Origin of the sequence: Burkholderia sp. MSMB1835 (assembly GCF_001526365.1) — a bacterium.
In the GTDB taxonomy this organism is placed as follows: Bacteria; Pseudomonadota; Gammaproteobacteria; order Burkholderiales; family Burkholderiaceae; genus Burkholderia.
Window position 1 is genome coordinate 135,975 of sequence record NZ_LOYP01000005.1, and the last position, 20,831, is coordinate 156,805.

Below are 20,831 nucleotides of genomic sequence, written 5' to 3' on the forward strand. Positions count from 1 at the left end.
CTGCCCGGACGACGGTGCGGCCGCCTGCCGTCACTGCGGCCGCTGGATGAAGCAGGTCGCGGACGCATGCGCGACGATCTTGTCGTCCGGCGTCTTCAGCGTGCCCTCCGCGACGCCCAGCGAACGCGACAGATGAATCACGCGCCCTTCCGCGATCAGGTCGACGTCGCGCGGCACGGGCCGCAGCATCTTCACGTGCAGATCGACGGTGCCGTAACCGACGCCCGCGTCGAGCATCGAATGCACCGCGCACCCGGTGACCGAATCGAGCACCGTCGCGGCGAACCCGCCGTGCACGCCGCCCAGCGGATTCAGGTGGCGGCCGTCCGCCCGCGCCGAAAACTTCACGTAGCCGAGCTCGACGTCGAGCGGACGCATCGGGATCGTCTCTGAAATCGACGCAAGCGGCGCGTCGCCCGACGCGGCGGCACGCAGCAGATCCAGGCCAGACAGGGAAAGCGGATTCATCGGGTTGTCTCCGGGTTGAAAGCGCGTCGCCGCGCGAGTAAGTTCTAAATTGGAACTCATTATTGGCAGCGACACCGGTCGTTGTCAACGCGGCTGCGCCCATTGCGACCGAAGGCGGGTTCTATAATCGAACCCGCTATGTCGCTGAACCGCCGCAAGACCGCCGCAAGAGGCAAGAGACTCGACGATGAAATGGGATGACATCGGCACGCTGAACTGTTCGGTCGCGCGCACGCTCGCCGTGCTCGGCGACCGCTGGACCATGCTGATCCTGCGCAACGCCTTCCTCGGCTGCCGCCGCTTCGATGCATTCCAGGCCCAGCTTGGCGTGACGCGCCACGTGCTGGCCGAACGGCTGGCGCGGCTCGTCGACGAAGGCGTGCTCGTCAAGCGCGCGTATCAGGAACGCCCGCCGCGCTTCGAATACCGGCTGACGGAAAAAGGCCGCGACCTCTACCCGGCGCTACTCGCGCTGATGGCCTGGGGCGATCGCTGGAAGGACGATGGCCAGGGGCCGCCGGTGCAATTGCGACACCGGACCTGCGGCCAGCTGATGCACGCGGTGACCGTGTGCTCGGCCTGTGGCGAGCCGCTCGACGCGCACGACGTGCAGCCCGAGCCTGGACCAGGATGGATCGCGCCCGACGAGGCCGGCGCGTCTGCCGCCACGGATTGACGATGCATTGCGCGCGGATGTCCGTCAGACGCGCCCATTGCACGCACGCTTCGGCGACAGGCCGCATGGGGGCCGAGCCCGCTCGACCGAGGGCACGCATTGTTCGCACACGCGTATCCTGCAACGGCGAATGCAATCGCATACCATCGCCGGCGCTGTCCGCTGTCCGTTGACCACTGTCCGTTAACCGCCCCGCGCGCATACACGAGTTGCACAACGCAACTTCGCGTCACCCTCACCGCCCCTGCCGATCACCGCGCGGCCCCTCGCTTCGCATCCGCACGTGACCGGGCCGCCACGCGTGCGTTACACTCACGGCCCGCTGTCTCGAAATTATTCGCTGTCCAAGATGTTGTCGCGCAACCGCCTCGCTGCCGCCTGTCTCGCCGCTTCCCTGCTCGCCACACCCTTCGCCGCCTTCGGCAAGACGCAAAGCGAATCGCTGCTCCAGCAAGCGATCGATCTCGTGTCGCGATGGTTGCCGGCCCCCACTCACGAAGCACCCGCGACGCAGGTCGTCGAATCGGCGTTCTCGCCCGACGGCGGCGCCGAAGCGCTCGTGCTGAAAGCGATCGGGGCGGCGCGCAGCTCGATCCGGGTCGCCGCCTACTCGTTCACGTCGCCGCCCGTCGCGCGCGCACTGCTTGCCGCCAAGCGCCGCGGCGTGAATGTCGCGGTGGTCGTCGACGACAAGGGCAACCGCGCGAAGAGCAGCAAGCAGGCGCTGAACCTGCTCGTCAACGCGGGCATCCCGACGCGCACGATCGACGCCTATGCGATCCATCACGACAAGTACCTCGTGATCGACGCCGAGCACGTCGAAACGGGTTCGTTCAACTACAGTGCGTCGGCGGCCAGCCGCAATTCCGAGAACGTCGTCGTGGTCTGGAACAATCCGCAACTCGCGTCGCGCTACCTCACGCACTGGCAAAGCCGCTTCGACCAGGGCACGCCGTACCGCTCCAGCTACTGACGCGCGACACGCGCGTTCGTCCGGCGCTCGACCGTTCGCATTTTTGTCGCCGCGTGACAGATGATCGGCGAGCATCGCGCGATGTTCAATTCGGCCAGATGGCCAGCATGCCGGCTCGGGAAGCGCCCATCACGCACGACGCCGCCACGTTCAATGGATTTCGGGCACCCGCCCGGTCGCTGCGCCGGCATGCGCGCCCGACACGCAGCGGTTCGCGTGCCCGTCCGCATCGCTCGCCGAATTCGCCGGCAAGCCGTGCTCGTCCATCGGCAGCACGCTGCGCACGCAATCGGTGCTGAACACCAGCGTGTTCTGAACCAGCGGGTAAAGGAGATACAGCGCAAACGCGAGATAGCCCGCGTACAGAATTCGAACCATGGTGCGATGGGATGCGATGAACGATTGGACTCGTCCTGTTTACGGCATCGCGACGCGCACCTTGAGGTATCGCTTGTGGGACTCGGTGTCGGAACGAAACACGGGCCGATGACACCCGCTTCTCACTGCATCTTCGCCGGCACTCACGCGGCCGGCCGCCGCAGCCGCAAGACGGGCAGCGTGGCGATGCATCGAGGAATGCGCGATACTTGCTCGACGTACGACCCATGACCGGCCCGACGGCCGGAACAAGGCACAAGGCCCATGCAAATCGCACCGAAACCGACCGACGAGGCGGCCCGGCTCGATACGCTTCGTTCGCTCTCGATCCTCGATACACCGCCCGAAGAACGCTTCGACCGCCTGACGCGTCTCGCGCGACGGCTGTTCGACGTACCGATCGCCCTCGTCAGCCTCGTCGACGAGAATCGCCAGTGGTTCAAGAGTCATGCGGGACTCGACGCCACGCAGACGCCGCGCGACGTGTCGTTCTGCGCGCACGCCCTGCTCGCGGGCGATACGATGGTGATCCAGGATGCACTGAACGACGATCGCTTCCACGACAACCCCCTCGTCACCGGCATGCCCGGCATCCGCTTCTACGCGGGCCGGCCGCTCACCGCACCGAACGGCGCCCCCATCGGCACGCTATGCCTGATCGACACGCGGCCCCGCTCGCTCGAACCCGACGAGCTCGCACTCCTCGGCGATCTCGCCCACATGACCGAGCGCGAGATCGCCGCACTGCATTTCGCGACCACCGACGAGCTCACCCAGTTGACGAACCGGCGCGGCTTCGAGATTCTCGCCCGCCATGTGCTGAGCCTGTGCGATCGCGTCGGCCGTCACGCCGTGCTGCTGTTCTTCGACCTGAACGATTTCAAGGCGATCAACGATCGCTTCGGCCATGCCGAAGGCGATCGCGCGCTGAAGGCGTTCGCCGAAACGTTGACGGACGCGCTGCGCGACAGCGACGTCATCGCGCGACTCGGCGGCGACGAGTTCGTCGCGCTGTTGAGCGCCACCGATCCGGCCGACGTCGCCGAGCCCGTCGAACGCGTGACGCAGGCGCTCGCGCAGCGCAATGCCGCCGATGCTCGCGGCTACGCGATCCGTTTCAGCGTCGGACACGTTGCGTACGATCTCGCACGCCATCGCACCGTCGCCGACCTGCTCGCATCGGCCGATCGCCGGATGTACGAACACAAGCAGCGCGGCAAGACGACCGGCGCATGACCGCGAACGAGCCGGGCCGGCGCGGCGCAATCCGGCTGCCGCGCCGTCGCTCGGCCGCGGTCGTGCCGGGACGTCGGTTCAGCTTCCGCAAGGCGGCGCACTAGCCATTGCGTCCGCGATCTGCTCGGGCGTCAGGTCGCGCTGATGCGTCGCCAGCGACCAGCGATGCCCGAACGGATCCTCGACCTGCCCGTAACGATCGCCCCAGAACATGTCGGCGGCGGGAATCGTGATCGTCGCACCGGCCTCGACCGCCTTCGCGATCGCTGCATCGGTGTCCGGCACGTACAGATGCAGACAGACGGGCGTGCCTTTCAGCGCCTTCGGGCCCAGCGCACCGTGCTCGGGCATTTCATCCACCAGCATCAGCGTCGAATCGCCGATCGCAAGGCACGCATGCGCGAGCCGGCCGTCGGGCATCGCGAGGCGAAACTGTTCGGTCGCGCCGAATGCGCGCTTGTAGAAGTCGATGGCTGCGGCCGCGCCCGCACAGATCAGATGCGGGGTCAGCGTGCGCATCCCTTCCGGGATCGGCTTGACGGGCGTGGACATGGTGTCGCTCCTTCAGTCGGTTGTCGTATCGAAAATCGGGACGGACGCGCGATGCGCACGCCTCCGATGCTACGACGGACGACTCCCGCGGAAATCGACACGACATACGGAATTTTTTGTTCGGCTGAGCCACCGGGTGCACCGGGCGCCCCCCCGGCCTCTTCAGCCGGTTCGCGCAGCCTGCTCGTCCGGCTCGCCGAACCGGCGGCGGCAGGCCTCCAGCAACTCGGCCACCGCGTCGAGCGGAAGATCGACGAACCGGGCGATCGGCAGCATCACGCCACCCGGCACCTTCGTGCGCGACGAATGAACGGAGAACTGATAGCCGATGTAATGATGACCGGCGACGCGGACGATCCGGAATTCCGTGACGTCACGCCACCGCGTGACAGGCTTTTCGCGGGCGGAACCGATCAGCCGGAAGCCCGTCTCGTCGATCTGCAGCGCCATCTTGCGCCGCGACGAGACGAACAACGCGGCGCTGGACAGCCCCAGCAGCGCGGCCAGCGCCCCCACCGGCCAGAGCGTCGGGGCGGCCACATAACCGCACAGGCTCGCCGCAGCCAGCCCCGCGCACGCGATCGCCCTGCTTTTCAGGCTTCGGCCGTCGACTGCCAGCGTGATCGGCAACGAGCCGGTGACCGTTCCCGCGACGGGATCGACGTGCCAGCCGGAATCCGTCGTTTCGCGTATGTTCATTGCACGCTGGCCCGTGTCGACGGCCGCCGCGCCAGCGACGCGGGCGACATGCCGGGATTCCGGTCACGTTTGCGCGAATCACGCGCGATTGCGCCGACGTCGGTCAATTGCATATCTTGACCGTGCCGTTGGTCGTGCATTGCCCGACGGCCCAGTGGCTCTGCCCCGCCAGATGAGGCGCGAGGCCCATGCCGCGGATCGGCGCGGCCGGCGGCGAAGACGCGGGGACGGTCGCCGATGCGGTCTCCGGCGACGGTTGCACGGGCGACGGCCCGGACGCGGTCTGACAGGCGGCAAGCGCCGAACAAAGCGCGAATGCCAGCGAGGCGATGGCGGATCTGAGCATGGTCATGGGCGCGTTCGCGCGATGCGTTTCGGGGACCGGCTCGCAGTCAGATTTGCGGCAGATCGCGCAACGTGCGCGACTCGCTGGTTGCATCGATGTCGAGCTCGATGCCTTCGGACGCATCGCGATACAGCACGCGCTTCAGCCTGGGCCCGAATGCAGTAGTGTCCGATGCCGAGAAGATCGCGCGGACATCGCTGCCGGACGCGAGTGCGCGCGCCACGTCCGCCACCGGGGCCTCGCTGGGCGCCGCCGCCCACGAGCGATCGACCGGGTTCACGGCCGCCCAGCGCACGTGCGTCACGCGCGCGCTGCGCGGATCGATTCGGACACCATTCACCGCGAACGTCGACATCGGCATCTCCTTTGAGTTTTTTCGCCCCCGCATGCATGCGAAGGGCTGCGAACGGCCCGGACCTCGCCTGCGCGGCGTGCACGGCCCGCGATCATCTGCGCGGCTCCGGCCAACGCGATTTTCGATGATACATTGGGACGCTTTGCATCCGTCAACAGACAATCGTGTACGGGAGAAACACATGAGCGACGCCTGGGGAACCTTCCCTGCCAGAATGGGCGACCATCAGGCTTTCATCAGCTTCAACCACGACTTTGCGGAAAGCGCGGATGGCGATCCACGCACGTCGCTGCTCAGCGTGCGCGTTCCCTTCGCGCATCCGTCGCCCGACGGTCTGCCGACCGGCGACGAATTCGCCGATCTCGCCAAGATCGAGGATCTGCTCGACGCCGCGATCGCCGCGAAAGACGGCGTGCAAGTCGGCCGCATTACCGTCGACGGCAACCGCGATTTTCTTTTCTATGTGCCGTTCGACGAAGCCGCGGCCGCGGAGATCGTCGACTCGCTGGCCGACCAGACGACCTATGCGCTTCAGTACGCCCATCAGGACGACCCGGACAAGACGACGTACTGGCAGACGCTCTACCCGACCGACGACGACTGGCAGATCATGCGCGACATGCGCACGCTGGAGGCGCTGCGGCAGCAAGGCGACGTCCCCGACGTGAGCCGGCGCGTGATGCACTGGGCGTACTTCCCCGACCCGAGCGACGCACACCAGTTCGCGGACTGGGCCGAAGCGAAAGGCTATCCGGTCGAATCGGTCGCGCCGACCGAAGACGGCAAGTCGGCGGTGCGGTTTTCGCACGAAGGGACGATGGCCCTCGCCGATATCACGCGCCATACGATCGCGCTCAATCGCGAGGTGCGCGCACTCGGCGGCAATTACGATGGATGGGAAACCAGCGTCGAGCAGGCGGGCTGAGCGGCGCGCGATGCGACGTCACGCATGCGACAAAAAACATCCCGGCAGCGTTGTTGCGCGCTGCCGGGATCAAGGCATCGCCGGCAAAAACCGGCGATGGGCCTGAGGGTTCGCTCAGGCACGAGGAAAGCAATTCGTACGGATCGGGCGAACGGATGTCGGCGTGCGAACGCGTGCCGTCGCGCAGTCCGCCGAACGCCTGTCCGGTTCCGCCGACGCAACTTTCCGGCGTCGGGGGGCAAAAAGCCCCCGCTCCTGCGCGAGCGAGCGGGGAAATGGTTGACCGGGCCGGGGAAGAACGGTCAACCGGTCAAATTGTGATCTCGGGTCGCGCGGCGGTCTGTGCGGCAACTCACCCTTTAGTGACAACGCGACGGCAACCGGCATGCTCGCGTGCCGGCGAATACCGTCATGATTCAAGCGCGACGCACTGCTTGCCGGCCTCGTCGACGAAAAGCCGGGAGACAGCGTTCGTCTTTTCATCCCGGCGTTTTATTTTTTAATCAAGTCGCTTTTTCAGGCCCAAAAGCGCAGCTTCCGGTAAATCGCAAGTATTGTCAAAGCAGGATTATTCTATTTTTTTCGCACGATGCGATTTCCGCCTCGTTTTTTCGCGCGGGATTTCTTGCGCGCAATGATCTGCGTCATGAAAATACGAGTTCGTCGCTACAACGAGCCGTTGGAAAACCAGTCGGCAACCAGATCGATCCAGTCGAGATTGCTGACGATTTCAATAGCAGCGCCGCCGACGATGTCGGCTGCAGACGAATCTGCCGCCACCGCGCCGGTTGCCCCCGCGCTCACCTTCGCAATCGCGGTCGATGCGACGGACCTCGGTTCGGCAAGCCGCTCCAGCCAGTCAACGATATTGGCGCGCGCGTCCGCCTCGTCGGCGAAATCGTTTCGCTCCAGAAAACGATCGAATACGATCCACGCGAGTGTCTTGCTTCGCACCTCGGATTCGAGCTGCCTGTCGACGACGACGGTACGGCCGGACTCGGCGATTTCGAGCGTCGCCGTGAAGCAGTAATCCAGATATTCGATCTCGAGTTTCGACGACATGGCTTCTCCGCTCAATGCGCTCTCTCATTTTTCACGATGTCCGGCGTGCTTCGCGACACCGTGTGAATCTTGCGTGAATTTCGCGCAGGGTTTCATTCTCGCTAGCAGTATCGCGATATTCTCGCAACCTGTCGATATGGACCGTCAACCCATGATCGTTCCCATTCTTTTTGTCGATTGAGCCGTAAGTCGCTCCATTTTCTTATTTTTGGTATCGAACTGCTGTACAGCCGTCCGCGCTGCTAAACTCGAATCACGAGGGCCGCTTGCGCCACCAGGGGAAATCAATGACGCTCGCTCACGCACGACAAGGCGGCGTAGATGTCTGGATCGTCCAGCTTCCCGGGCACGCGCCCTATGCCTACACGCACCTCAAGCGGGTATTTTCGTCCGACGACTCTCGACATCGGGTCGTGACGGTCGACTTGAAGAAACTGCTGACCTGCGCCGACCGCGACACCACCGACTATGTGCTGCCGTCGGTTCAGTATTGGGCACCCGGCAAGGCCGCGGGCATTCGCGAATTCCTCGATCCGGACCGGGACCGGATTCCGGACATGCCGTTCATCACGTTTCGCGAGATGAGAACGCGAACGCTGCTCGGCATTCCCGGCCTGTCGAAAATCGGCGTCGCGTCGTTCCGTAACGGCCAGCATCGCGCGCGCTATCTCGCCTATGCCGGCGCGACGATCTTGCCCGTCGAAATCCACGAGACCGAAGCCGATTTGCTGGTCCGGTATTGCGGCGAATGATGGCGAAGTCCGGTCGGATTTCACCGGCCGCGATGCCGTAGCGGGCCGACCGCGGCTGCACGCGCGTGCGTGGCACGCCGACGCCGGCAACGCGTTCAAGCCTGGATCGCGTAAATCCGGTCGACGACTTCCGTCCGGCCGATGCGGCTCGTTTCGACACCGGCCAATTGCCAGCCGTTGTGTTCGTAGAACCCGATCGCACGCACGTTGCCCTCCAGCACCTGCAGATGGACCTTGTCCACGCCGATCGACCGCGCCCATGCGCGAACCGCTTCGATCATGCGCTTGCCCGTGCCGCCGCCATGATGCGACGGATGAACGTGCAGGCAGTCAAGCAACACACCCAGCGCCGGATCGACGGGGCGCTCGGCACTGACGAAGCCGACCGGCTCGCCATTCGACTCGGCGATCAGCACGAAGCCCCAGTCGCGCGCGTTGCGATCGAAATACGTGCGCCACCGGATCGCATGCTCCGTCGGCGCCTCGTCGGACAGATAGGTGGCCGGAAGGATGTGGCTATAAGCGGTTTGCCAGCTCAGCGTGTGCAGGCGAGCAATGTGGTTCGCGTCGTGCGCCGTCGCGGCGCGCAGTGTGGTCCGGGTGTCCGGCATCGGTAGCAACTCCTCGTGCTCGTTCTCTCGATCGGCATGTGTCGTCGCAAAATATACCGTGCTTTGCTGAATGCATTTCGCAGGGGCTCGTCGTCGGAAGGTCGGCACGCGGCAAAAAAAATCCCGACACCTTCTCCGGTCGTCGGGATCGAACGGCCCTGCAAAGCATGAGGGCACGAGGAAGGTCATACATTACACGCGTGTAAGACTGTTGCGCTTTGTCGGTTTGCGCCAAGCCCCTGTTCGATTCCGCCAATCAGCCGATTGCGAGCAGCCGTAAACGAAAAAAGCCTGCTCGCGTTTTGCGCGAGCAGGCAAGAAAACGGATCAGCATTCGAGGCACGAGGGCTGTCCAGGCAAGATAACGGCACGGCGCGCGGGAACCTTAGGCGGAAAGGAAGCGTCGCGGGCAAATTGATACGAACGTTGTCGTCGCAACGACACGGAAACGCGATATGCAGTACGCGCGCGGTCTCGTCGCCATGCCCGTCTCCACATCGGGGATGCCGGACAAGCGGTGCGATCGGTCGATACCACGCACGATCGCACGCCCGATTTCGATTCCTGCCCGCCTCGCTTCCGTCCGACGGTCTGATATTCGGCATCGAAGTCATATCGACGAGGCGACTCGATTCCGTTTGTGCGAACGCGAACGTTCACCATCCACATGCCGCCGGGTGCCGGCTGCACGAACGCGACGATGATTTCGTAACCGTCGAATTCATCGCTACGGCATTCGATTGTCTTGCGTATAGGGTGTCCGCTTTCATGCGCTTGATGCTGCTGTCGTGCAGTGCGCTTTAGCGCTATCGGTCTTTTGAAGCGCGAGGCCGAGAGGGTATCGCGGTTGATTCATTGAATACGGCGTGCCACTTCGTTAAAGACGCCGTGACCAAAACACACCGCGGCTGTGTCCGAACGCCAGAAAGCAAAAAGCCCGGTTCAATGAACCGGGCTTTTTGCTTGAATTCGTTGGGGTGGCTGATGGGACTCGAACCCAATTAGGCGGGTTAGGCAGGGGCACGCAGGGGAAGTAGATCATTGATTTTTATAGAATTATCAAATTCGCTTTGATACCTCTTCCCCTTCTGTCCCCGCAGTTGTCCCCGAAATTGTCCCCAGAGGCCAGTAACGCGTCGACGCCCCCGCCCAGATCTGCCCCTTTCACTTCCGACTAAAGAGAGGTAACGTCTCACGAACACAACAATCGGGTCTACGGGGCAATGGAGTTCTACTGGGTAAACGTCGGGCTGACCGTCAATGAAGTACTAAGCGGTAATTTCCTCTGGGCACCGCAATACACGATCACGCAATCGGGTAAAGAACAGCACCTGGAACACTGGGACAACGTCGCCAAGGTCAAGGCCGGCGACTTGATCTTCTGTTGCCATAGCCAACGCATTTCGCATATCGCCAAGGCGACCGCGGACGCGTACTCGGCCCCGAGGCCGCCAAGTCGCTCCTTCTCCGAATGGAATGCCGGCGGGTACCGTGTCGATGTCCAACTGATCGAACTGAAGACCCCGGTGCTTCGTGACGAAGTCTCTGACGAGTTCATGTCGCGGTTTGACGAGCACACGTCACCATCCCTGTTCACAAGTACGGGCACGCTCAAGCAGATTTATATGGCGCACTTGCCGCAAGATGCTGGTGCCTACCTGCTCGAGTCATCGCAAATGATCGAACGCTTCGAAGACGCGCTGGTAACCGGTGGCGGAAACGGGAAGAAGGTATCGAAGACGACACGTGACGCGATCGTGAAAGCCCGAGTCGGTCAAGGAAAATTTCGGTCAGATCTGCTCAAGAGATGGGACAGCCAGTGTTCGCTCACTGGACTTGCAAACACCGACCTTCTCGTCGCCTCACACATTCACGCTTGGAGCCTCAGCACGAACGACGAGCGGATCGATCCTGATAACGGGTTGCTGCTCGCTCCGCATATTGATCGGCTATTCGACAAGGGCCTGATTTCGTTTGACCAGGAGGGCGGCCTATTGATAGGACCGAAGCTGTCCCAGCGTGACCAACAGGTCTTGGCGCTCGACCGATATCGGGCGCTGCGTAAGGTAACCAAGGGCAATAGAACCTTCCTGGCCCGCCACCGCGCCCGATACAAGTTCGACTAGACCCCTACCGGAGTCGAAGGCCGATTCCGCTGTGCGTAGAAACGGTTGACAGGGCCCGGACCCTCGGCGCGATGCGGGTTTGGGCATTCGTCAATGCTGTGGATGCGTACAGTGACGCTGCATGCGAAGGCAGAAAAACACACTCCCGTTTCGGTAGTCATACACCCGAGTGCGCCAGATCCGGCATCGCACCGATCCCCACCCCGCAATCCTGACAGGCTAATGACGTGTGCAGCGCATGCTACATTCCGCTCAGTTTTTCCTGTGAGGATTACGCATGGGTTCAGCATTCATTCGAGAAGGCGACACGACGTCACACGGCGGCCGAGTGATTGCCTGCACGTCGACTAATATCGTTTTCGGTAAACCCCTCGCCCTCGAAGGTGACATGGTGTCGTGCCCGAAGTGTGGCGGCGTCTATCCCATCGTGGGCGTCCGGGTTCGAAGCATGACGTTCGGCGGCCGCGCCGTGGCGACCGATGGTGACAGAACGGCCTGCGGCGCACGACTGATCGCGTCTCAGGGCGCTGCAACGGTTGAGCCGACGTCCGGCGCGGGCGGTTCCGTCGGCACGGGGAAAAGCGTGCTCGCCCAGACCACCGCGCAAACCGACGGTGCCTATCGTGGTCGCTTCCAGCTCGTCGACGACAAGACGCGCGCGCCCCTCGCGAACCATCCCTACACCGTCACGTCTGCCGACGGCCAAACTATCAAGGGTACAACCGATGCGGATGGCCACACCGACTGGCTAAGCAGCCATCAGGCGGCGTCACTCCACTTCGAAAACGGCCAGGCGAACGACGTATGACAAACGCGGCATCGGGCAGCATGGGGGCCGGCAGCGGCATGACCACCCAGGTCGGGATAACCAAGGGCAACCTGTCCCCGGAAGACCTTGCGGTGCTCTGCGATGCGCTGTGTCGATGCAAGGCGATCGGCGTTTTCAGCCGCGACGCGAAGCTCCTCCGCCAATCGTGCGTCGCGCAGCGGCTACGAGCAAAAAACCTCGCGTCGAAGGTGGCGACCGGCAAAACGACGTCCTACATTCCGGAAGTCTCGTATGACATGCGGAACGAGCCGCCAACCCCAATCATGCGCGCGTCCGACCCGTCGACCCCGCACCCGTGGATTCCAGCTTGGATTCAGAAGTATTGGCCAGGAGGCATGGATGCGTATAAGGAAGAGAGCAAGCCTTGGATTCGACGACCGGACGTCGTCATCGTGAATGACGCGTCACTTCCTCCTGTACAGTCGAATATCAAAAAGGTGGTAGAAATGAAGTTCCCACCCGACTCATTTTCGAAGACACAGGAAGCCGCGTACATGGACATCGCAGGCGACGAATCGAAGTATGCCGGCATAAGCCCGGATGATTGCGGCTGTGGTGACGCTGACGAAGAGGCGCAGCGCTCATCGGCGAAGCAGTCGCAAACGGACCTTGAGAGCATCCTCGGCGGCGGCTCCAATGCGCGCTCGGGAAGCCTGTTCCCGCCGCTCATACCCCCGTCACTCCCCCCATTCCCGGCTTTTCCCTGATACACACCATGCCAATGACGAAGGACGAATTGATCGCGTGGGCCAATGACCCGAACCGAGTCGGGACGTTGCCGTTTGGCGCGTTCGAGCCGAAGCACCAACGCGCGATCGTAGGCGCGGCCCTCGCCGTGCGCGCCGTGATCTACTTCACGGGCGGGTATACGCCGGCCAAACGCAAGGCGCTTGTCGCCTGCTACGAGCGATACATCGATGCGCTGCAGGTCTACCAGCACGCCGCAGAACAGTCGGCCGGCCGCGAACCGTCGAAAGACTCGCCGCTCCGATGGCTGTACCAGGACGGTAAGCAACCGGTGGAGCTATCAAAGGGGCCGTCGCTCACCTCGTTGTCCACGGGCATCCCGGCAAATGCGCCGTTCACGCTGGCCGTCTCCAATGCGGCAGACAAGGACGAGGCCGGCACGATGGAATTCGCGACGTTCTGCCTCGAAGACTGGCAAGCATCGTTGAACCGAGGCATGGACGTTGTGACGTTCTCCGTGCCGCAGGCCTTCCTAACGCTCTGCCCAGGCGTGTTTGAGGCGCTCTTCGCGCAAGCCGTCGGCGAGCTCGATGCGGTCAACGGTCACGCCGGATATGCCGCGAACCTTTCTTTGCTGCAGCGGGGCCCGAACGAGGCATCGGAATATTTCTGGGCGCGCAAGTTCGGACCCGGGCTGGATGTCGGCGATCCGATGCGCCGGAACCTCCGTCGGCTCACCGATCACATCAAGACGGTGGATTGGTTGACGGCCGTCAACGCCGACCTGCTGAAGAAGCTGGGGGGGGCGGACAAACTGGGCCTACCGCCGGACTGGTTCCGCAAGCAGCCCTACAACAACGGGGGCCTGATCATTCAGGCAGGCGTCGCGCCGCAGACGGGTGTTGCCGGCGAGCCGGGCCACCCTCCCGAGCCTCCGGCCGCATACGTGCTGCTGAATAATGCAATGCGACCGATCATTGCCGACGAGATCGGTACCCTGCAGACTGGAACCGCGACGAGCACAGCGCCTCTTTTGAATTCTCAAGTTGCGACCGAAGCTTGGCTACGTCGGCTCGACGTCGAGCCAGACCGCATCAACGGCTACTGGGTCGAACTACACAAGACGCCGAAGCTGCCGACATCAATGTGAGCGCATGAACGGCCGCCCCACGATCATTTCGTCAGCCGGATAAGGCTGCACCATCGCGCGTGCTGCCTCGTCATTCGCCACGGATTGCCCGCCGTGTACCGGATTTGAAGGCAGCTTCGCATAACACTCAGTGTGTCCAGCAATCGTCGGATGGTTGCCCACGAGCTCAAGCGGGCAGCATTCACCGGCTACCTTCGAAGTAATGCAGTACCCAACCACATTAAGGCACCCCACAAAAAACTACGCCAAAACTTACGCCCAAAGATCATAGCTCCGGCTTCCCAATGGAAGCCCGACATCTTCCCTCTTTCCCACTCTGGTTTTCGCGAGTCAGTCAAAAATACCACGCAGATTGGGTGTAAACTGCAGAAAATTCCGGTCACATTGGAGGGGTCATGGTGTATCGAAACGGGAACTACACTGCCTTTTATGTCGCTGAACCGTTCAGCGCTAGCGCGTTAGGAGCTCATGCGACGAAGGACTTCTGCTACTACAATCTTCTGCGATCGTGGAAGGGGAATGACGCATCGTTCCCCTTTGTTGACTCACATAACAAGACTTACAACGTCCGCGACAGCAGCGACTGGGAAGTGACATTAAAACCAAGACTCAGGGAGCGGATTCGAAATTCCAAGAACATTGTTCTGTTCCTGAGCGCGAACACTAAAAACTCGCGAGCCCTTAGGGAAGAGATCGACTACGGCATCAATGACCAAGGGCTACCGGTAATCGTCGTTTATCCTGAGTACGACACGAAGGAGAGCCTTGTGAACAACGGCTCGCTGAAGCAAGCGGTTAAAAACCTCTGGGACAATTTACCCGTGTTCCGGGATTCGATGAGCAATGTGCCCACGCTTCACGTTCCCATGAAAAAAGCCCTTATTAAAGAATCACTAGAACACAGCGGCTTCATGCTCAACACCAAGTTGGCCGCAGATTTCTACTGGTACAAGGTTTAAGAAAATAATAAACAGAGAGCGCAGGCCACCCAATGGCAAAAGTTAAATTTTTTGACAAGCGACTTAGAAAGAAATTTCTTGAGATCACGTCCGTCATTAGTGTCTCGCTCTCATTATTCGCACTATTTGTCAATATCCCAAGTGATCACAAGTCACTATACGGTTGGATTTTTCTAGCATTACTTTTCGGAATTTACCTGACACTCTGGATTTGGTCGAATAGCCTGAACAGCATCGACATAAAAATCGAAGATAGCAAAGTCACGATAAAAACGGGGGATATCTTCGACCAACCGGGCTTGAAGGTGATCGCATTCAATGAATATTTCGACACCCAGGTTGACAACGTAATCATCGGGGAAGGCTCTCTCAACGGCATTTTTATCAAAAAATACTTGAACGCCCCTGTCTCCGAACTGGATCGTCACATCGAAAATTACGCATTTGATCGCAGCGAGTTACTCGGAAAAAATGACGATCGAAAGCAGGGAAAGAAGCTGCAATATCAGGTCGGAACGGTTTGCGTCTACAAGGACTATCTGCTGACAGCATTCTCCAAGTTTGACGAGAACAATAAAGCGCTGTTGACGATGCCCGAATACCTAGAATTTTTGATCACATTTTGGGACAAGGTTAACAACATATACGCTCAACAAAGCGTATCAACCACCATCTTCGGATCGGGAATTACGCGTATCAAGGGACATAAGAACATTAGCGACGAGGATCTTTTGAAGATAATGTTATGGACCTTCAGAATCAGTGAAATGCGATTCAAGTATCCAGCTAAACTGACCATCGTCATTCACAGGGACAAGATTGATCAGATTAACCTTCTCGACATCAAATCGGTGAGAAACGGTGTGTAATTTCGTCGTTACACCACTAACGCCCCTTTGGCTCGATCCCTGTCGGGGGGACCAGCGACACCCCATCCCAGCCTTATACGACAAGCCTCATCGGCGAGTTTGGCGTAAATTTGGCGTAACGCTGAATCACTTCGCCTCGGCGTACATTTCGTCCGCCGGATAGAGCTGCAGCATCGCGCGCGCGGCCTCGACGTTCGATGTCGTCAGCCATTCCTCCCAGTCGTCCGGCCGCAGGATCACGACCGACCGCTTTTCGTCCGCCGGCCTGTGCATGCGCGACATCAGCTGGTGGCCGTCAGCGTTGACGGTAAACATCGCCATCGCATGAACGTCCGAGCCGTCCCGCCGACGCAGCGTTTGCCAGATACCGGCGACGCACATCGTCGGCCGGTCGATTAGGCCGATGCGCTGCCACACGCATGGCCCGAGCACCCATTTTCCATCGTTGCCTTGATAGGCATCCGGATACGACGGCTCGACGACGTACTTGGCCGGGATCAGGCAGCGGCCCCCGACTCGCCACGTTGGAGCGAATAGCCGCGACTTCCCCACGTTATCATCACGCACGTTCATCAGCGTGCGCATGATGTCCGGCTTCTTGCCGGCCGCCTTCGCTGCTTCAATCCGCTCCTTCTGAATCGCACGCGGCACAAAGCCGAAATTGGCGATCAGCGGCTTGAACTGCCCGTCGACGTAGCCGACGATCGGCGCGTCATAATCCTCGTAGATCTCGGGCTTCCACGGCGTCCAGCGATACAGGTCGCGGAAGTTGTTGATCTTCAGCTCGCTCAGCCCCGGATCTTCGCCTGGCGCGACGTAGTTCGTGCACATAGACCGTCCCCAATTTTCATTCTTGACGGGACCATCTTACCCCGCGATACACTGTGTTTTTATACAGTGGTAGCAACGTGATCAAGCCGCAATGGGCGTACATCTGGGAGTTCAGAACCCTCGGGAGTGAGGATTGGAAGCGCACACCTATCGAACTCACGGAACGTGAACTCGAATCGTGGCTAGAGGACCGCATCGGTGCCATGGACCTGCCTACAACCAGGCCGATCGAAAGCACGAGGATTGACCGGAATCGCGTGCCACTACGAGACCGGAGCCTCAAGGTGAAGCCCCAGTTGCCTGAGTTCGACTCCCCAAGCGATGCCGAACTTAGAGCCCTGTGGCGGGAATACACCGACCTACAGGTGCGATGGCTGATCCTTGAAATCCTCGCTCTTCGGAAATCGCTGGACTACATCCAAGAGTGGTTCGACTACGTCGACAAGAACATCCCGGATCGCGGGCAGCTCAGTGGCGGGAATGGGGACTTTCAGAAGCTGCGCCATCTCCTCCGAAGGGAACGCGCGCGCGCTGGGATGATTTGAGGCGGCTGTGGCATCCTGAAGCCACTCGCACGGGAGGCGACTATGCGCACGATTGCGGAAGAATTCAGCGATTCCGACGACGACTGGTTCGGTTTCGCCTCGGCGCAAGACCGGAAGGACGGCCATTCGCTGCGGGCGTACCTGCTGCGTTACGCGGACCGCATCCCGGAACACCATGTCATCGTGAACGTCGAGCTCGTACTGCGTACGGAGTATCCGCCTCGCGGCGTTCGTCCGCCGTACCTAAGCGTCACCCACTTCGATCCGGGGCACTCGACCGACTTGCCGCTCACCTGGAAGCGAAACATCGAGGATTTCAATTTCGATTCCACGACCACGTATGTCGAATGTGGATACGACATTTTCGACTCATTCAGCGACGTCACGATGGACCTGACAGCACGCGGGTTCTACATCGAGCCGATCAATTAGCCCGCGCCCGAGTGACACGTCGCCCCTACTTTGACGCCGTCAGCGCGTCGTAGTCGCGCTCGCACTGCTGGCCCGCGATGCGGCCCAGTCAGCGTACTCTGCCAGTTCGCCCGCGCGCCGGTCACCGCGGCCGAGCACGTCGGCAGCAGATCGCAGGGGGTCTCCCACACCCCGTCATCAAGCGCGGGAGCCCTCCAAATGGCGCCACAGCTCGCTTAGAACGCGACGCACTTCATCACAACAGTATCACCAGCAATAAGATTCGACTGGACACCCGACGTGTTGTACATCGCCATGCTTACAGAGGTTTTCGTAAATGCTGTTTGCCTAAAGTAAAACGCTGACGAGTTCATCTGTGACAGATCGCTTCCGTCGCACACCCAGCCGTTCGGCGCTTCAGGCATTCCCAACGTACCTCCGCTTCCAGGCGACGCCCCTACGCTGATACGAAATGCGGCAGTTCCGTTACTTGCAACGACAGACGCCCCAGATCCGAACCCGGAGCTGATTGACGGTGCTTGCGCTGAAATCAGCAGAGAGCCATTCAACCGGATACCAGAGCCAGAGGTTGGGACGTTGATGTCAAGCATCCCAGGCGATTTTGACGAAATAGTCGCTGAGTATGCATTCGCTGCCGAGAACCAGATCAGCCCATTATTCAACGGCATGCTCAAAACCTTACCAAACCCACCCGAAGTATCAAGCGCATCACTGGAAACAACGATCCCATTCAACAATTTTGCGCCATTTTTAACAATATCAACTGCCGATGTACAGTTATTGGGATAGGGAGGTGACTGTTGACCAGTACCACAATCATATCGATGTAAAATCGTCTGCCCAGGCTTGTTTATCGTGTAAGGGTCCTCATCTTGCTGGGTCCACAGACTATTAATCGATTGCTCCATTTGGAAATGCGGCGCCTTTCCATCAGTAGCAGCAGTGAGATTATCTTGAAGATACGTATTCTCGGCTCCATAGTGATTGTTCGGCCAGGAATCAAGATAAAGAATGCTCTGAAAAGGAAACGCGGACGCGCCCCCAGTTGCATCCGACGAGCGTGCAGCTGTTGTAATACCGTAGCCGCCACCCGGCGGAACGACAACCTGCAGCGCCGAGGTAGCCTGATAGTCTTGACCGGTCGAAACCTGATTTAACCAAGCCGCCGAATTTCCGTTTGATGCGCTTCCGATTTTTGCGTAATAAGTGCCCAAGTTATTCGCCAGAATCGCGGATTCAGTGCTGATTCGCTGCTGACCAAACTGAACCGGCAATGAATTCGTCTGCGTAGACGGGCAGCTCATTGTTATCGAGTTTCCATTAACGGCCGTGACATAAGCATTGGTATAAGCTGCGTTAGCAGTGGAGCACTCGCTGACGAAGCCTCCGTAGATCCCCATGCCAACTGCCACCCCCGCGGCATTTGCTACTGTGATCACATTCGAACCACTCGTTACCGATGCCGTCGTATTGATCGGCGGTGACGCATTAGGAATCAGAGATGTTCCGACAGATACTGGAGACGATAAATTAGTTTGTGCGCTAACTAATGAAAGATGTGCCAGAAGAACCGCGCAAATAAAAGCCCTCATTTTGACCTCGTTATATTCGAATTGTTGAGATTACCCACTCGGAGGATGTTTCCCACATCCGATTTGAGTCTACCGCCGAGGCAATACTATTTACAACCTAAAGTACTAGGCCGTATCGCACAAACATATTCCTGCACCGCTTTCAGTTTGTCGATTTCGCGCTGGTCGTCGCCAGCGACGGCGAAAGCGCGTTCTGCAACCGCTGGGTCGAGGTCTGCGACGGCGGCGGCACCATCGCCCACGCCGGCGGCGCCGGTAGTTCTGGGCACACCGTCGGCACTGGTTGCAGTGCAGTTCCGGACGGCGACACGCACCCGGTCAGTGTCAGCGGCAAGAGCAGCACGAAAGCTGCGATTTTCGGTTTCATGGTCGGTTCGCTCCTTCGTGAGTTGTACGTCGACGGCGGCCACCCGCGAGGCGGCTGCGTCGTGGACAGCAATCGCGCGCTGTTCTGCGGCGAGGGCCGCCTGCGAGACCGCAGTCAGTTCGCCGGCATGCCGCTGCGCGTCGCGGGCGCGCGCGGCCTTCTCGTCGGCGAGTTGCCGTGCACCGATCAGGTGCTCGGCAGTGGCCCCAGCCGCCGCGCCGAGCAGCGCGGCGAGCAGATACGGCCACGCAAGTTTCAGGACGATCATTTCGGCTCCTTCGCATGCATCTGCTTCAACTCGTCCGGCGAGTAGACGAACCCCGGCAGCAGAAACGCCTGCACGCTCCAGACCGGATCACTTTCCTCATGCCGGCCGTGGTCCTTGCCCCGGTGATGGAGCGCGCACAACAGCAGTTGGTTGTAGGTCGAGTCGACATGGTTGAGCGCGACGCCGCGGATCCAATTCCAGTCGATCGCGTGTGAGAACGCCCACTCGAAGAACCGGTGGTGCGACTCGACAGCCGGGTCATCGCCGCAGACCGCGCAGACGTAGCCGCCGGCCGCCTTCATCGCGCGCTTGCTCGCGCGGAACGTCGCCGACTCGGTGCGCGATTCCTGGTCCGGGTAGAACACGTCCTCGGCCAGCGTGCGCCGCGTTTCATGGGTCTTCGTGGTCGTCATAGGTCGCGCTCGCACAATGCGCGCTCTTCAGCGCGCCGTTTCACCAGGCCCGGCAGCACGCGGCCGCCGGCCGTCACCCACTGCGGCCGGCCGTTGTCTGCCTCGTTGAGCGCTCGGCATGCGCCCTTCCAATCGCCGCCGTTGAAGCGCTTCGCCGTCGTGCTGCCGCAGTACGCGGCCGCTCCGACGTTGTAGGCGAAACTAACTGCGGCCGCGAGCTGGTACGTGTGGCCCTTCAAAACCGGGGTGCACTTCAGGACCGGCTCGGCATGCTCGATGAGCCGCTGCTCGAGGCGCGCGCGGCATTCCTCCGGCGTGAAGCGCTGGCCGGCATACACGTCCTTCGTGTCGCCGTTGCAGCCCGTGATGATCCCGATCGGGTCCGGCTGCGCGACGAGCTCGAGCCCTTCGAACTTCGGGACCATGGGAAAAAGAAGGGCTGCCGCAGCAGCCCCCACGACACCCGCAAGCGTCTTCTTTGGTACTTCAGCCATCGTGCTTCTCCATCTCCATGATGCGCATATCCGACTCGCGCTGCTCTCGGCGATCCTTACGCCACATAAAAAAGAAATTGAGTCCGAACGTAGCGAATGCAGTCAAAATGCCGACGATTACCCCGATGTCTGTTAGCGTCAGCGAAGACGCCACGGCAGTAACGCTCCCCACATAGCTCGCCACTTCGGTTGGACTCGCTCGCATATGTTCCTCGTAATGAAAAGGGCCGCTCAGA

The 20,831-nt window shown here is 60.8% G+C and carries 27 protein-coding genes and 1 pseudogene; 13 read left to right on the forward strand and 15 right to left on the reverse strand.

All coding sequences use genetic code 11. From position 1 onward, the window contains the following. Positions 1 to 30: 30 nt before the first annotated feature. Complete coding sequence (locus WS96_RS03770; protein WP_050012568.1) at positions 31 to 468, reverse strand: PaaI family thioesterase; 438 nt, start codon at positions 466 to 468, stop codon at positions 31 to 33. A gap of 187 nt (positions 469 to 655) precedes the next feature. Between WS96_RS03770 and WS96_RS03775 the strand changes: the two genes are divergently transcribed. Both WS96_RS03775 and WS96_RS03780 read left to right on the forward strand, forming a co-directional pair. Continuing rightward, positions 656 to 1,144 carry a winged helix-turn-helix transcriptional regulator gene (locus WS96_RS03775; RefSeq protein WP_059830752.1) on the forward strand — a complete coding sequence of 163 codons (489 nt, stop codon included), beginning with the start codon at positions 656 to 658 and terminating at the stop codon, positions 1,142 to 1,144. Between the two features lie 349 nt (positions 1,145 to 1,493). Continuing rightward, on the forward strand, positions 1,494 to 2,117 hold the full coding sequence (locus tag WS96_RS03780) for a phospholipase D family nuclease (RefSeq protein WP_027784365.1): 624 nt from the start codon (positions 1,494 to 1,496) through the stop codon (positions 2,115 to 2,117). A gap of 150 nt (positions 2,118 to 2,267) precedes the next feature. Here WS96_RS03780 and WS96_RS03785 read toward each other — a convergent pair whose 3' ends face one another. Then, positions 2,268 to 2,495, reverse strand: a complete 228-nt coding sequence (locus tag WS96_RS03785; protein ID WP_059830753.1) for a hypothetical protein — start codon at positions 2,493 to 2,495, stop codon at positions 2,268 to 2,270. Between the two features lie 264 nt (positions 2,496 to 2,759). Here WS96_RS03785 and WS96_RS03790 point away from each other — a divergent pair, with 264 nt between their 5' ends. Next, positions 2,760 to 3,731, forward strand: coding sequence for a GGDEF domain-containing protein (locus WS96_RS03790; RefSeq protein WP_059830755.1), 972 nt, complete (start codon positions 2,760 to 2,762; stop codon positions 3,729 to 3,731). A 78-nt stretch (positions 3,732 to 3,809) separates the two neighbouring features. Here the strand turns inward: WS96_RS03790 and WS96_RS03795 are convergent, their stop codons facing one another. The 4 genes from WS96_RS03795 to WS96_RS03805 form a co-directional block, all read right to left on the reverse strand. After that, positions 3,810 to 4,283 carry a VOC family protein gene (locus WS96_RS03795; protein ID WP_059830757.1) on the reverse strand — a complete coding sequence of 158 codons (474 nt, stop codon included), beginning with the start codon at positions 4,281 to 4,283 and terminating at the stop codon, positions 3,810 to 3,812. A gap of 162 nt (positions 4,284 to 4,445) precedes the next feature. Then, the gene (locus WS96_RS03800; protein WP_034207231.1) at positions 4,446 to 4,982 is read right to left on the reverse strand and encodes a hypothetical protein; all 537 of its coding nucleotides are present in this window, start codon (positions 4,980 to 4,982) and stop codon (positions 4,446 to 4,448) included. A 103-nt stretch (positions 4,983 to 5,085) separates the two neighbouring features. Next, a complete protein-coding gene (locus tag WS96_RS34720; protein ID WP_082720173.1) occupies positions 5,086 to 5,334 on the reverse strand; it encodes a hypothetical protein in 249 nt (82 codons plus the stop codon). 40 nt (positions 5,335 to 5,374) lie between these two features. Continuing rightward, the gene (locus WS96_RS03805; RefSeq protein WP_059830916.1) at positions 5,375 to 5,683 is read right to left on the reverse strand and encodes a hypothetical protein; all 309 of its coding nucleotides are present in this window, start codon (positions 5,681 to 5,683) and stop codon (positions 5,375 to 5,377) included. A 181-nt stretch (positions 5,684 to 5,864) separates the two neighbouring features. On the opposite strand from WS96_RS03805, the gene WS96_RS03810 reads away from it, so the two are divergent. Further along, positions 5,865 to 6,608, forward strand: a complete 744-nt coding sequence (locus WS96_RS03810; RefSeq protein ID WP_059830759.1) for a DUF695 domain-containing protein — start codon at positions 5,865 to 5,867, stop codon at positions 6,606 to 6,608. Positions 6,609 to 7,274: 666 nt separating this feature from the next. Here WS96_RS03810 and WS96_RS03815 read toward each other — a convergent pair. Beyond that, the gene (locus WS96_RS03815; protein WP_059830761.1) at positions 7,275 to 7,670 is read right to left on the reverse strand and encodes a hypothetical protein; all 396 of its coding nucleotides are present in this window, start codon (positions 7,668 to 7,670) and stop codon (positions 7,275 to 7,277) included. Positions 7,671 to 7,957: 287 nt separating this feature from the next. On the opposite strand from WS96_RS03815, the gene WS96_RS03820 reads away from it, so the two are divergent. Further along, a complete protein-coding gene (locus WS96_RS03820) occupies positions 7,958 to 8,422 on the forward strand; it encodes a plasmid fertility inhibition factor family protein (protein WP_059785576.1) in 465 nt (154 codons plus the stop codon). Between the two features lie 95 nt (positions 8,423 to 8,517). Here the strand turns inward: WS96_RS03820 and WS96_RS03825 are convergent, their stop codons facing one another. Next, positions 8,518 to 9,033, reverse strand: coding sequence for a GNAT family N-acetyltransferase (locus tag WS96_RS03825; RefSeq protein ID WP_059830763.1), 516 nt, complete (start codon positions 9,031 to 9,033; stop codon positions 8,518 to 8,520). Positions 9,034 to 10,256: 1,223 nt separating this feature from the next. Here WS96_RS03825 and WS96_RS03830 point away from each other — a divergent pair. The 6 genes from WS96_RS03830 to WS96_RS03855 all read left to right on the forward strand — a co-directional run bounded on the left by WS96_RS03830 (position 10,257) and on the right by WS96_RS03855 (position 15,653). Further along, entirely contained in the window at positions 10,257 to 11,159 is a 903-nt protein-coding gene (locus WS96_RS03830; protein ID WP_059830765.1) for an HNH endonuclease, read from the forward strand. Between the two features lie 277 nt (positions 11,160 to 11,436). After that, positions 11,437 to 11,967 (forward strand): PAAR domain-containing protein, encoded by a 531-nt coding sequence (locus WS96_RS03835; RefSeq protein ID WP_059830766.1) that lies wholly within the window; start codon positions 11,437 to 11,439, stop codon positions 11,965 to 11,967. Continuing rightward, the gene (locus WS96_RS03840) at positions 11,964 to 12,695 is read left to right on the forward strand and encodes a VRR-NUC domain-containing protein (protein ID WP_059830768.1); all 732 of its coding nucleotides are present in this window, start codon (positions 11,964 to 11,966) and stop codon (positions 12,693 to 12,695) included. The genes WS96_RS03835 and WS96_RS03840 overlap by 4 nt, the downstream gene beginning before the upstream one ends. A 14-nt stretch (positions 12,696 to 12,709) precedes the next feature. Continuing rightward, positions 12,710 to 13,825: a DUF3396 domain-containing protein gene (locus WS96_RS03845; RefSeq protein WP_059830770.1), complete on the forward strand. Its 1,116-nt coding sequence runs from the start codon at positions 12,710 to 12,712 to the stop codon at positions 13,823 to 13,825. Between the two features lie 395 nt (positions 13,826 to 14,220). Next, complete coding sequence (locus WS96_RS03850; RefSeq protein WP_059830771.1) at positions 14,221 to 14,784, forward strand: TIR domain-containing protein; 564 nt, start codon at positions 14,221 to 14,223, stop codon at positions 14,782 to 14,784. Positions 14,785 to 14,816: 32 nt separating this feature from the next. Further along, on the forward strand, positions 14,817 to 15,653 hold the full coding sequence (locus tag WS96_RS03855) for a macro domain-containing protein (protein ID WP_059830773.1): 837 nt from the start codon (positions 14,817 to 14,819) through the stop codon (positions 15,651 to 15,653). A gap of 126 nt (positions 15,654 to 15,779) precedes the next feature. Here the strand turns inward: WS96_RS03855 and WS96_RS03860 are convergent, their stop codons facing one another. Further along, complete coding sequence (locus tag WS96_RS03860) at positions 15,780 to 16,484, reverse strand: SOS response-associated peptidase family protein (protein ID WP_059830774.1); 705 nt, start codon at positions 16,482 to 16,484, stop codon at positions 15,780 to 15,782. 77 nt (positions 16,485 to 16,561) lie between these two features. Here WS96_RS03860 and WS96_RS03865 point away from each other — a divergent pair, with 77 nt between their 5' ends. Next, positions 16,562 to 17,029 (forward strand): hypothetical protein, encoded by a 468-nt coding sequence (locus tag WS96_RS03865; protein WP_306454024.1) that lies wholly within the window; start codon positions 16,562 to 16,564, stop codon positions 17,027 to 17,029. Positions 17,030 to 17,071: 42 nt separating this feature from the next. Continuing rightward, positions 17,072 to 17,461, forward strand: a complete 390-nt coding sequence (locus WS96_RS03870) for a hypothetical protein (RefSeq protein WP_059830778.1) — start codon at positions 17,072 to 17,074, stop codon at positions 17,459 to 17,461. Between the two features lie 25 nt (positions 17,462 to 17,486). Here the strand turns inward: WS96_RS03870 and WS96_RS34725 are convergent. The 6 genes and pseudogenes from WS96_RS34725 to WS96_RS03890 form a co-directional block, all read right to left on the reverse strand. Continuing rightward, positions 17,487 to 17,626 (reverse strand): annotated as a pseudogene (locus tag WS96_RS34725) (DUF2514 family protein); the annotation flags it as partial. A gap of 50 nt (positions 17,627 to 17,676) precedes the next feature. Next, entirely contained in the window at positions 17,677 to 19,053 is a 1,377-nt protein-coding gene (locus WS96_RS33515) for a hypothetical protein (RefSeq protein ID WP_156443567.1), read from the reverse strand. An 86-nt stretch (positions 19,054 to 19,139) separates the two neighbouring features. Next, positions 19,140 to 19,688 carry a lysis system i-spanin subunit Rz gene (locus WS96_RS03875; RefSeq protein WP_059830779.1) on the reverse strand — a complete coding sequence of 183 codons (549 nt, stop codon included), beginning with the start codon at positions 19,686 to 19,688 and terminating at the stop codon, positions 19,140 to 19,142. Continuing rightward, entirely contained in the window at positions 19,685 to 20,101 is a 417-nt protein-coding gene (locus WS96_RS03880; RefSeq protein ID WP_059830781.1) for an HNH endonuclease, read from the reverse strand. The genes WS96_RS03875 and WS96_RS03880 overlap by 4 nt, the downstream gene beginning before the upstream one ends. Then, the gene (locus tag WS96_RS03885) at positions 20,098 to 20,595 is read right to left on the reverse strand and encodes a lysozyme (RefSeq protein WP_059830782.1); all 498 of its coding nucleotides are present in this window, start codon (positions 20,593 to 20,595) and stop codon (positions 20,098 to 20,100) included. Before WS96_RS03885 ends, WS96_RS03880 begins: the two co-directional genes overlap by 4 nt. Continuing rightward, on the reverse strand, positions 20,588 to 20,800 hold the full coding sequence (locus WS96_RS03890; protein WP_034207220.1) for an HP1 family phage holin: 213 nt from the start codon (positions 20,798 to 20,800) through the stop codon (positions 20,588 to 20,590). Before WS96_RS03890 ends, WS96_RS03885 begins: the two co-directional genes overlap by 8 nt. Positions 20,801 to 20,831 lie beyond the last annotated feature (31 nt).

Bases quoted from the DNA above. Each gene is read 5' to 3' on its own strand.
- WS96_RS03770 (WP_050012568.1), bottom strand. From the start codon at position 468: ATGAATCCGCTTTCCCTGTCTGGCCTGGATCTGCTGCGTGCCGCCGCG.
- WS96_RS03775 (WP_059830752.1), top strand. From the start codon at position 656: ATGAAATGGGATGACATCGGCACGCTGAACTGTTCGGTCGCGCGCACG.
- WS96_RS03780 (WP_027784365.1), top strand. From the start codon at position 1,494: ATGTTGTCGCGCAACCGCCTCGCTGCCGCCTGTCTCGCCGCTTCCCTG.
- WS96_RS03785 (WP_059830753.1), bottom strand. From the start codon at position 2,495: ATGGTTCGAATTCTGTACGCGGGCTATCTCGCGTTTGCGCTGTATCTC.
- WS96_RS03790 (WP_059830755.1), top strand. From the start codon at position 2,760: ATGCAAATCGCACCGAAACCGACCGACGAGGCGGCCCGGCTCGATACG.
- WS96_RS03795 (WP_059830757.1), bottom strand. From the start codon at position 4,283: ATGTCCACGCCCGTCAAGCCGATCCCGGAAGGGATGCGCACGCTGACC.
- WS96_RS03800 (WP_034207231.1), bottom strand. From the start codon at position 4,982: ATGAACATACGCGAAACGACGGATTCCGGCTGGCACGTCGATCCCGTC.
- WS96_RS34720 (WP_082720173.1), bottom strand. From the start codon at position 5,334: ATGACCATGCTCAGATCCGCCATCGCCTCGCTGGCATTCGCGCTTTGT.
- WS96_RS03805 (WP_059830916.1), bottom strand. From the start codon at position 5,683: ATGTCGACGTTCGCGGTGAATGGTGTCCGAATCGATCCGCGCAGCGCG.
- WS96_RS03810 (WP_059830759.1), top strand. From the start codon at position 5,865: ATGAGCGACGCCTGGGGAACCTTCCCTGCCAGAATGGGCGACCATCAG.
- WS96_RS03815 (WP_059830761.1), bottom strand. From the start codon at position 7,670: ATGTCGTCGAAACTCGAGATCGAATATCTGGATTACTGCTTCACGGCG.
- WS96_RS03820 (WP_059785576.1), top strand. From the start codon at position 7,958: ATGACGCTCGCTCACGCACGACAAGGCGGCGTAGATGTCTGGATCGTC.
- WS96_RS03825 (WP_059830763.1), bottom strand. From the start codon at position 9,033: ATGCCGGACACCCGGACCACACTGCGCGCCGCGACGGCGCACGACGCG.
- WS96_RS03830 (WP_059830765.1), top strand. From the start codon at position 10,257: ATGGAGTTCTACTGGGTAAACGTCGGGCTGACCGTCAATGAAGTACTA.
- WS96_RS03835 (WP_059830766.1), top strand. From the start codon at position 11,437: ATGGGTTCAGCATTCATTCGAGAAGGCGACACGACGTCACACGGCGGC.
- WS96_RS03840 (WP_059830768.1), top strand. From the start codon at position 11,964: ATGACAAACGCGGCATCGGGCAGCATGGGGGCCGGCAGCGGCATGACC.
- WS96_RS03845 (WP_059830770.1), top strand. From the start codon at position 12,710: ATGACGAAGGACGAATTGATCGCGTGGGCCAATGACCCGAACCGAGTC.
- WS96_RS03850 (WP_059830771.1), top strand. From the start codon at position 14,221: ATGGTGTATCGAAACGGGAACTACACTGCCTTTTATGTCGCTGAACCG.
- WS96_RS03855 (WP_059830773.1), top strand. From the start codon at position 14,817: ATGGCAAAAGTTAAATTTTTTGACAAGCGACTTAGAAAGAAATTTCTT.
- WS96_RS03860 (WP_059830774.1), bottom strand. From the start codon at position 16,484: ATGTGCACGAACTACGTCGCGCCAGGCGAAGATCCGGGGCTGAGCGAG.
- WS96_RS03870 (WP_059830778.1), top strand. From the start codon at position 17,072: ATGCGCACGATTGCGGAAGAATTCAGCGATTCCGACGACGACTGGTTC.
- WS96_RS33515 (WP_156443567.1), bottom strand. From the start codon at position 19,053: ATGAGGGCTTTTATTTGCGCGGTTCTTCTGGCACATCTTTCATTAGTT.
- WS96_RS03875 (WP_059830779.1), bottom strand. From the start codon at position 19,688: ATGATCGTCCTGAAACTTGCGTGGCCGTATCTGCTCGCCGCGCTGCTC.
- WS96_RS03880 (WP_059830781.1), bottom strand. From the start codon at position 20,101: ATGACGACCACGAAGACCCATGAAACGCGGCGCACGCTGGCCGAGGAC.
- WS96_RS03885 (WP_059830782.1), bottom strand. From the start codon at position 20,595: ATGGCTGAAGTACCAAAGAAGACGCTTGCGGGTGTCGTGGGGGCTGCT.
- WS96_RS03890 (WP_034207220.1), bottom strand. From the start codon at position 20,800: ATGCGAGCGAGTCCAACCGAAGTGGCGAGCTATGTGGGGAGCGTTACT.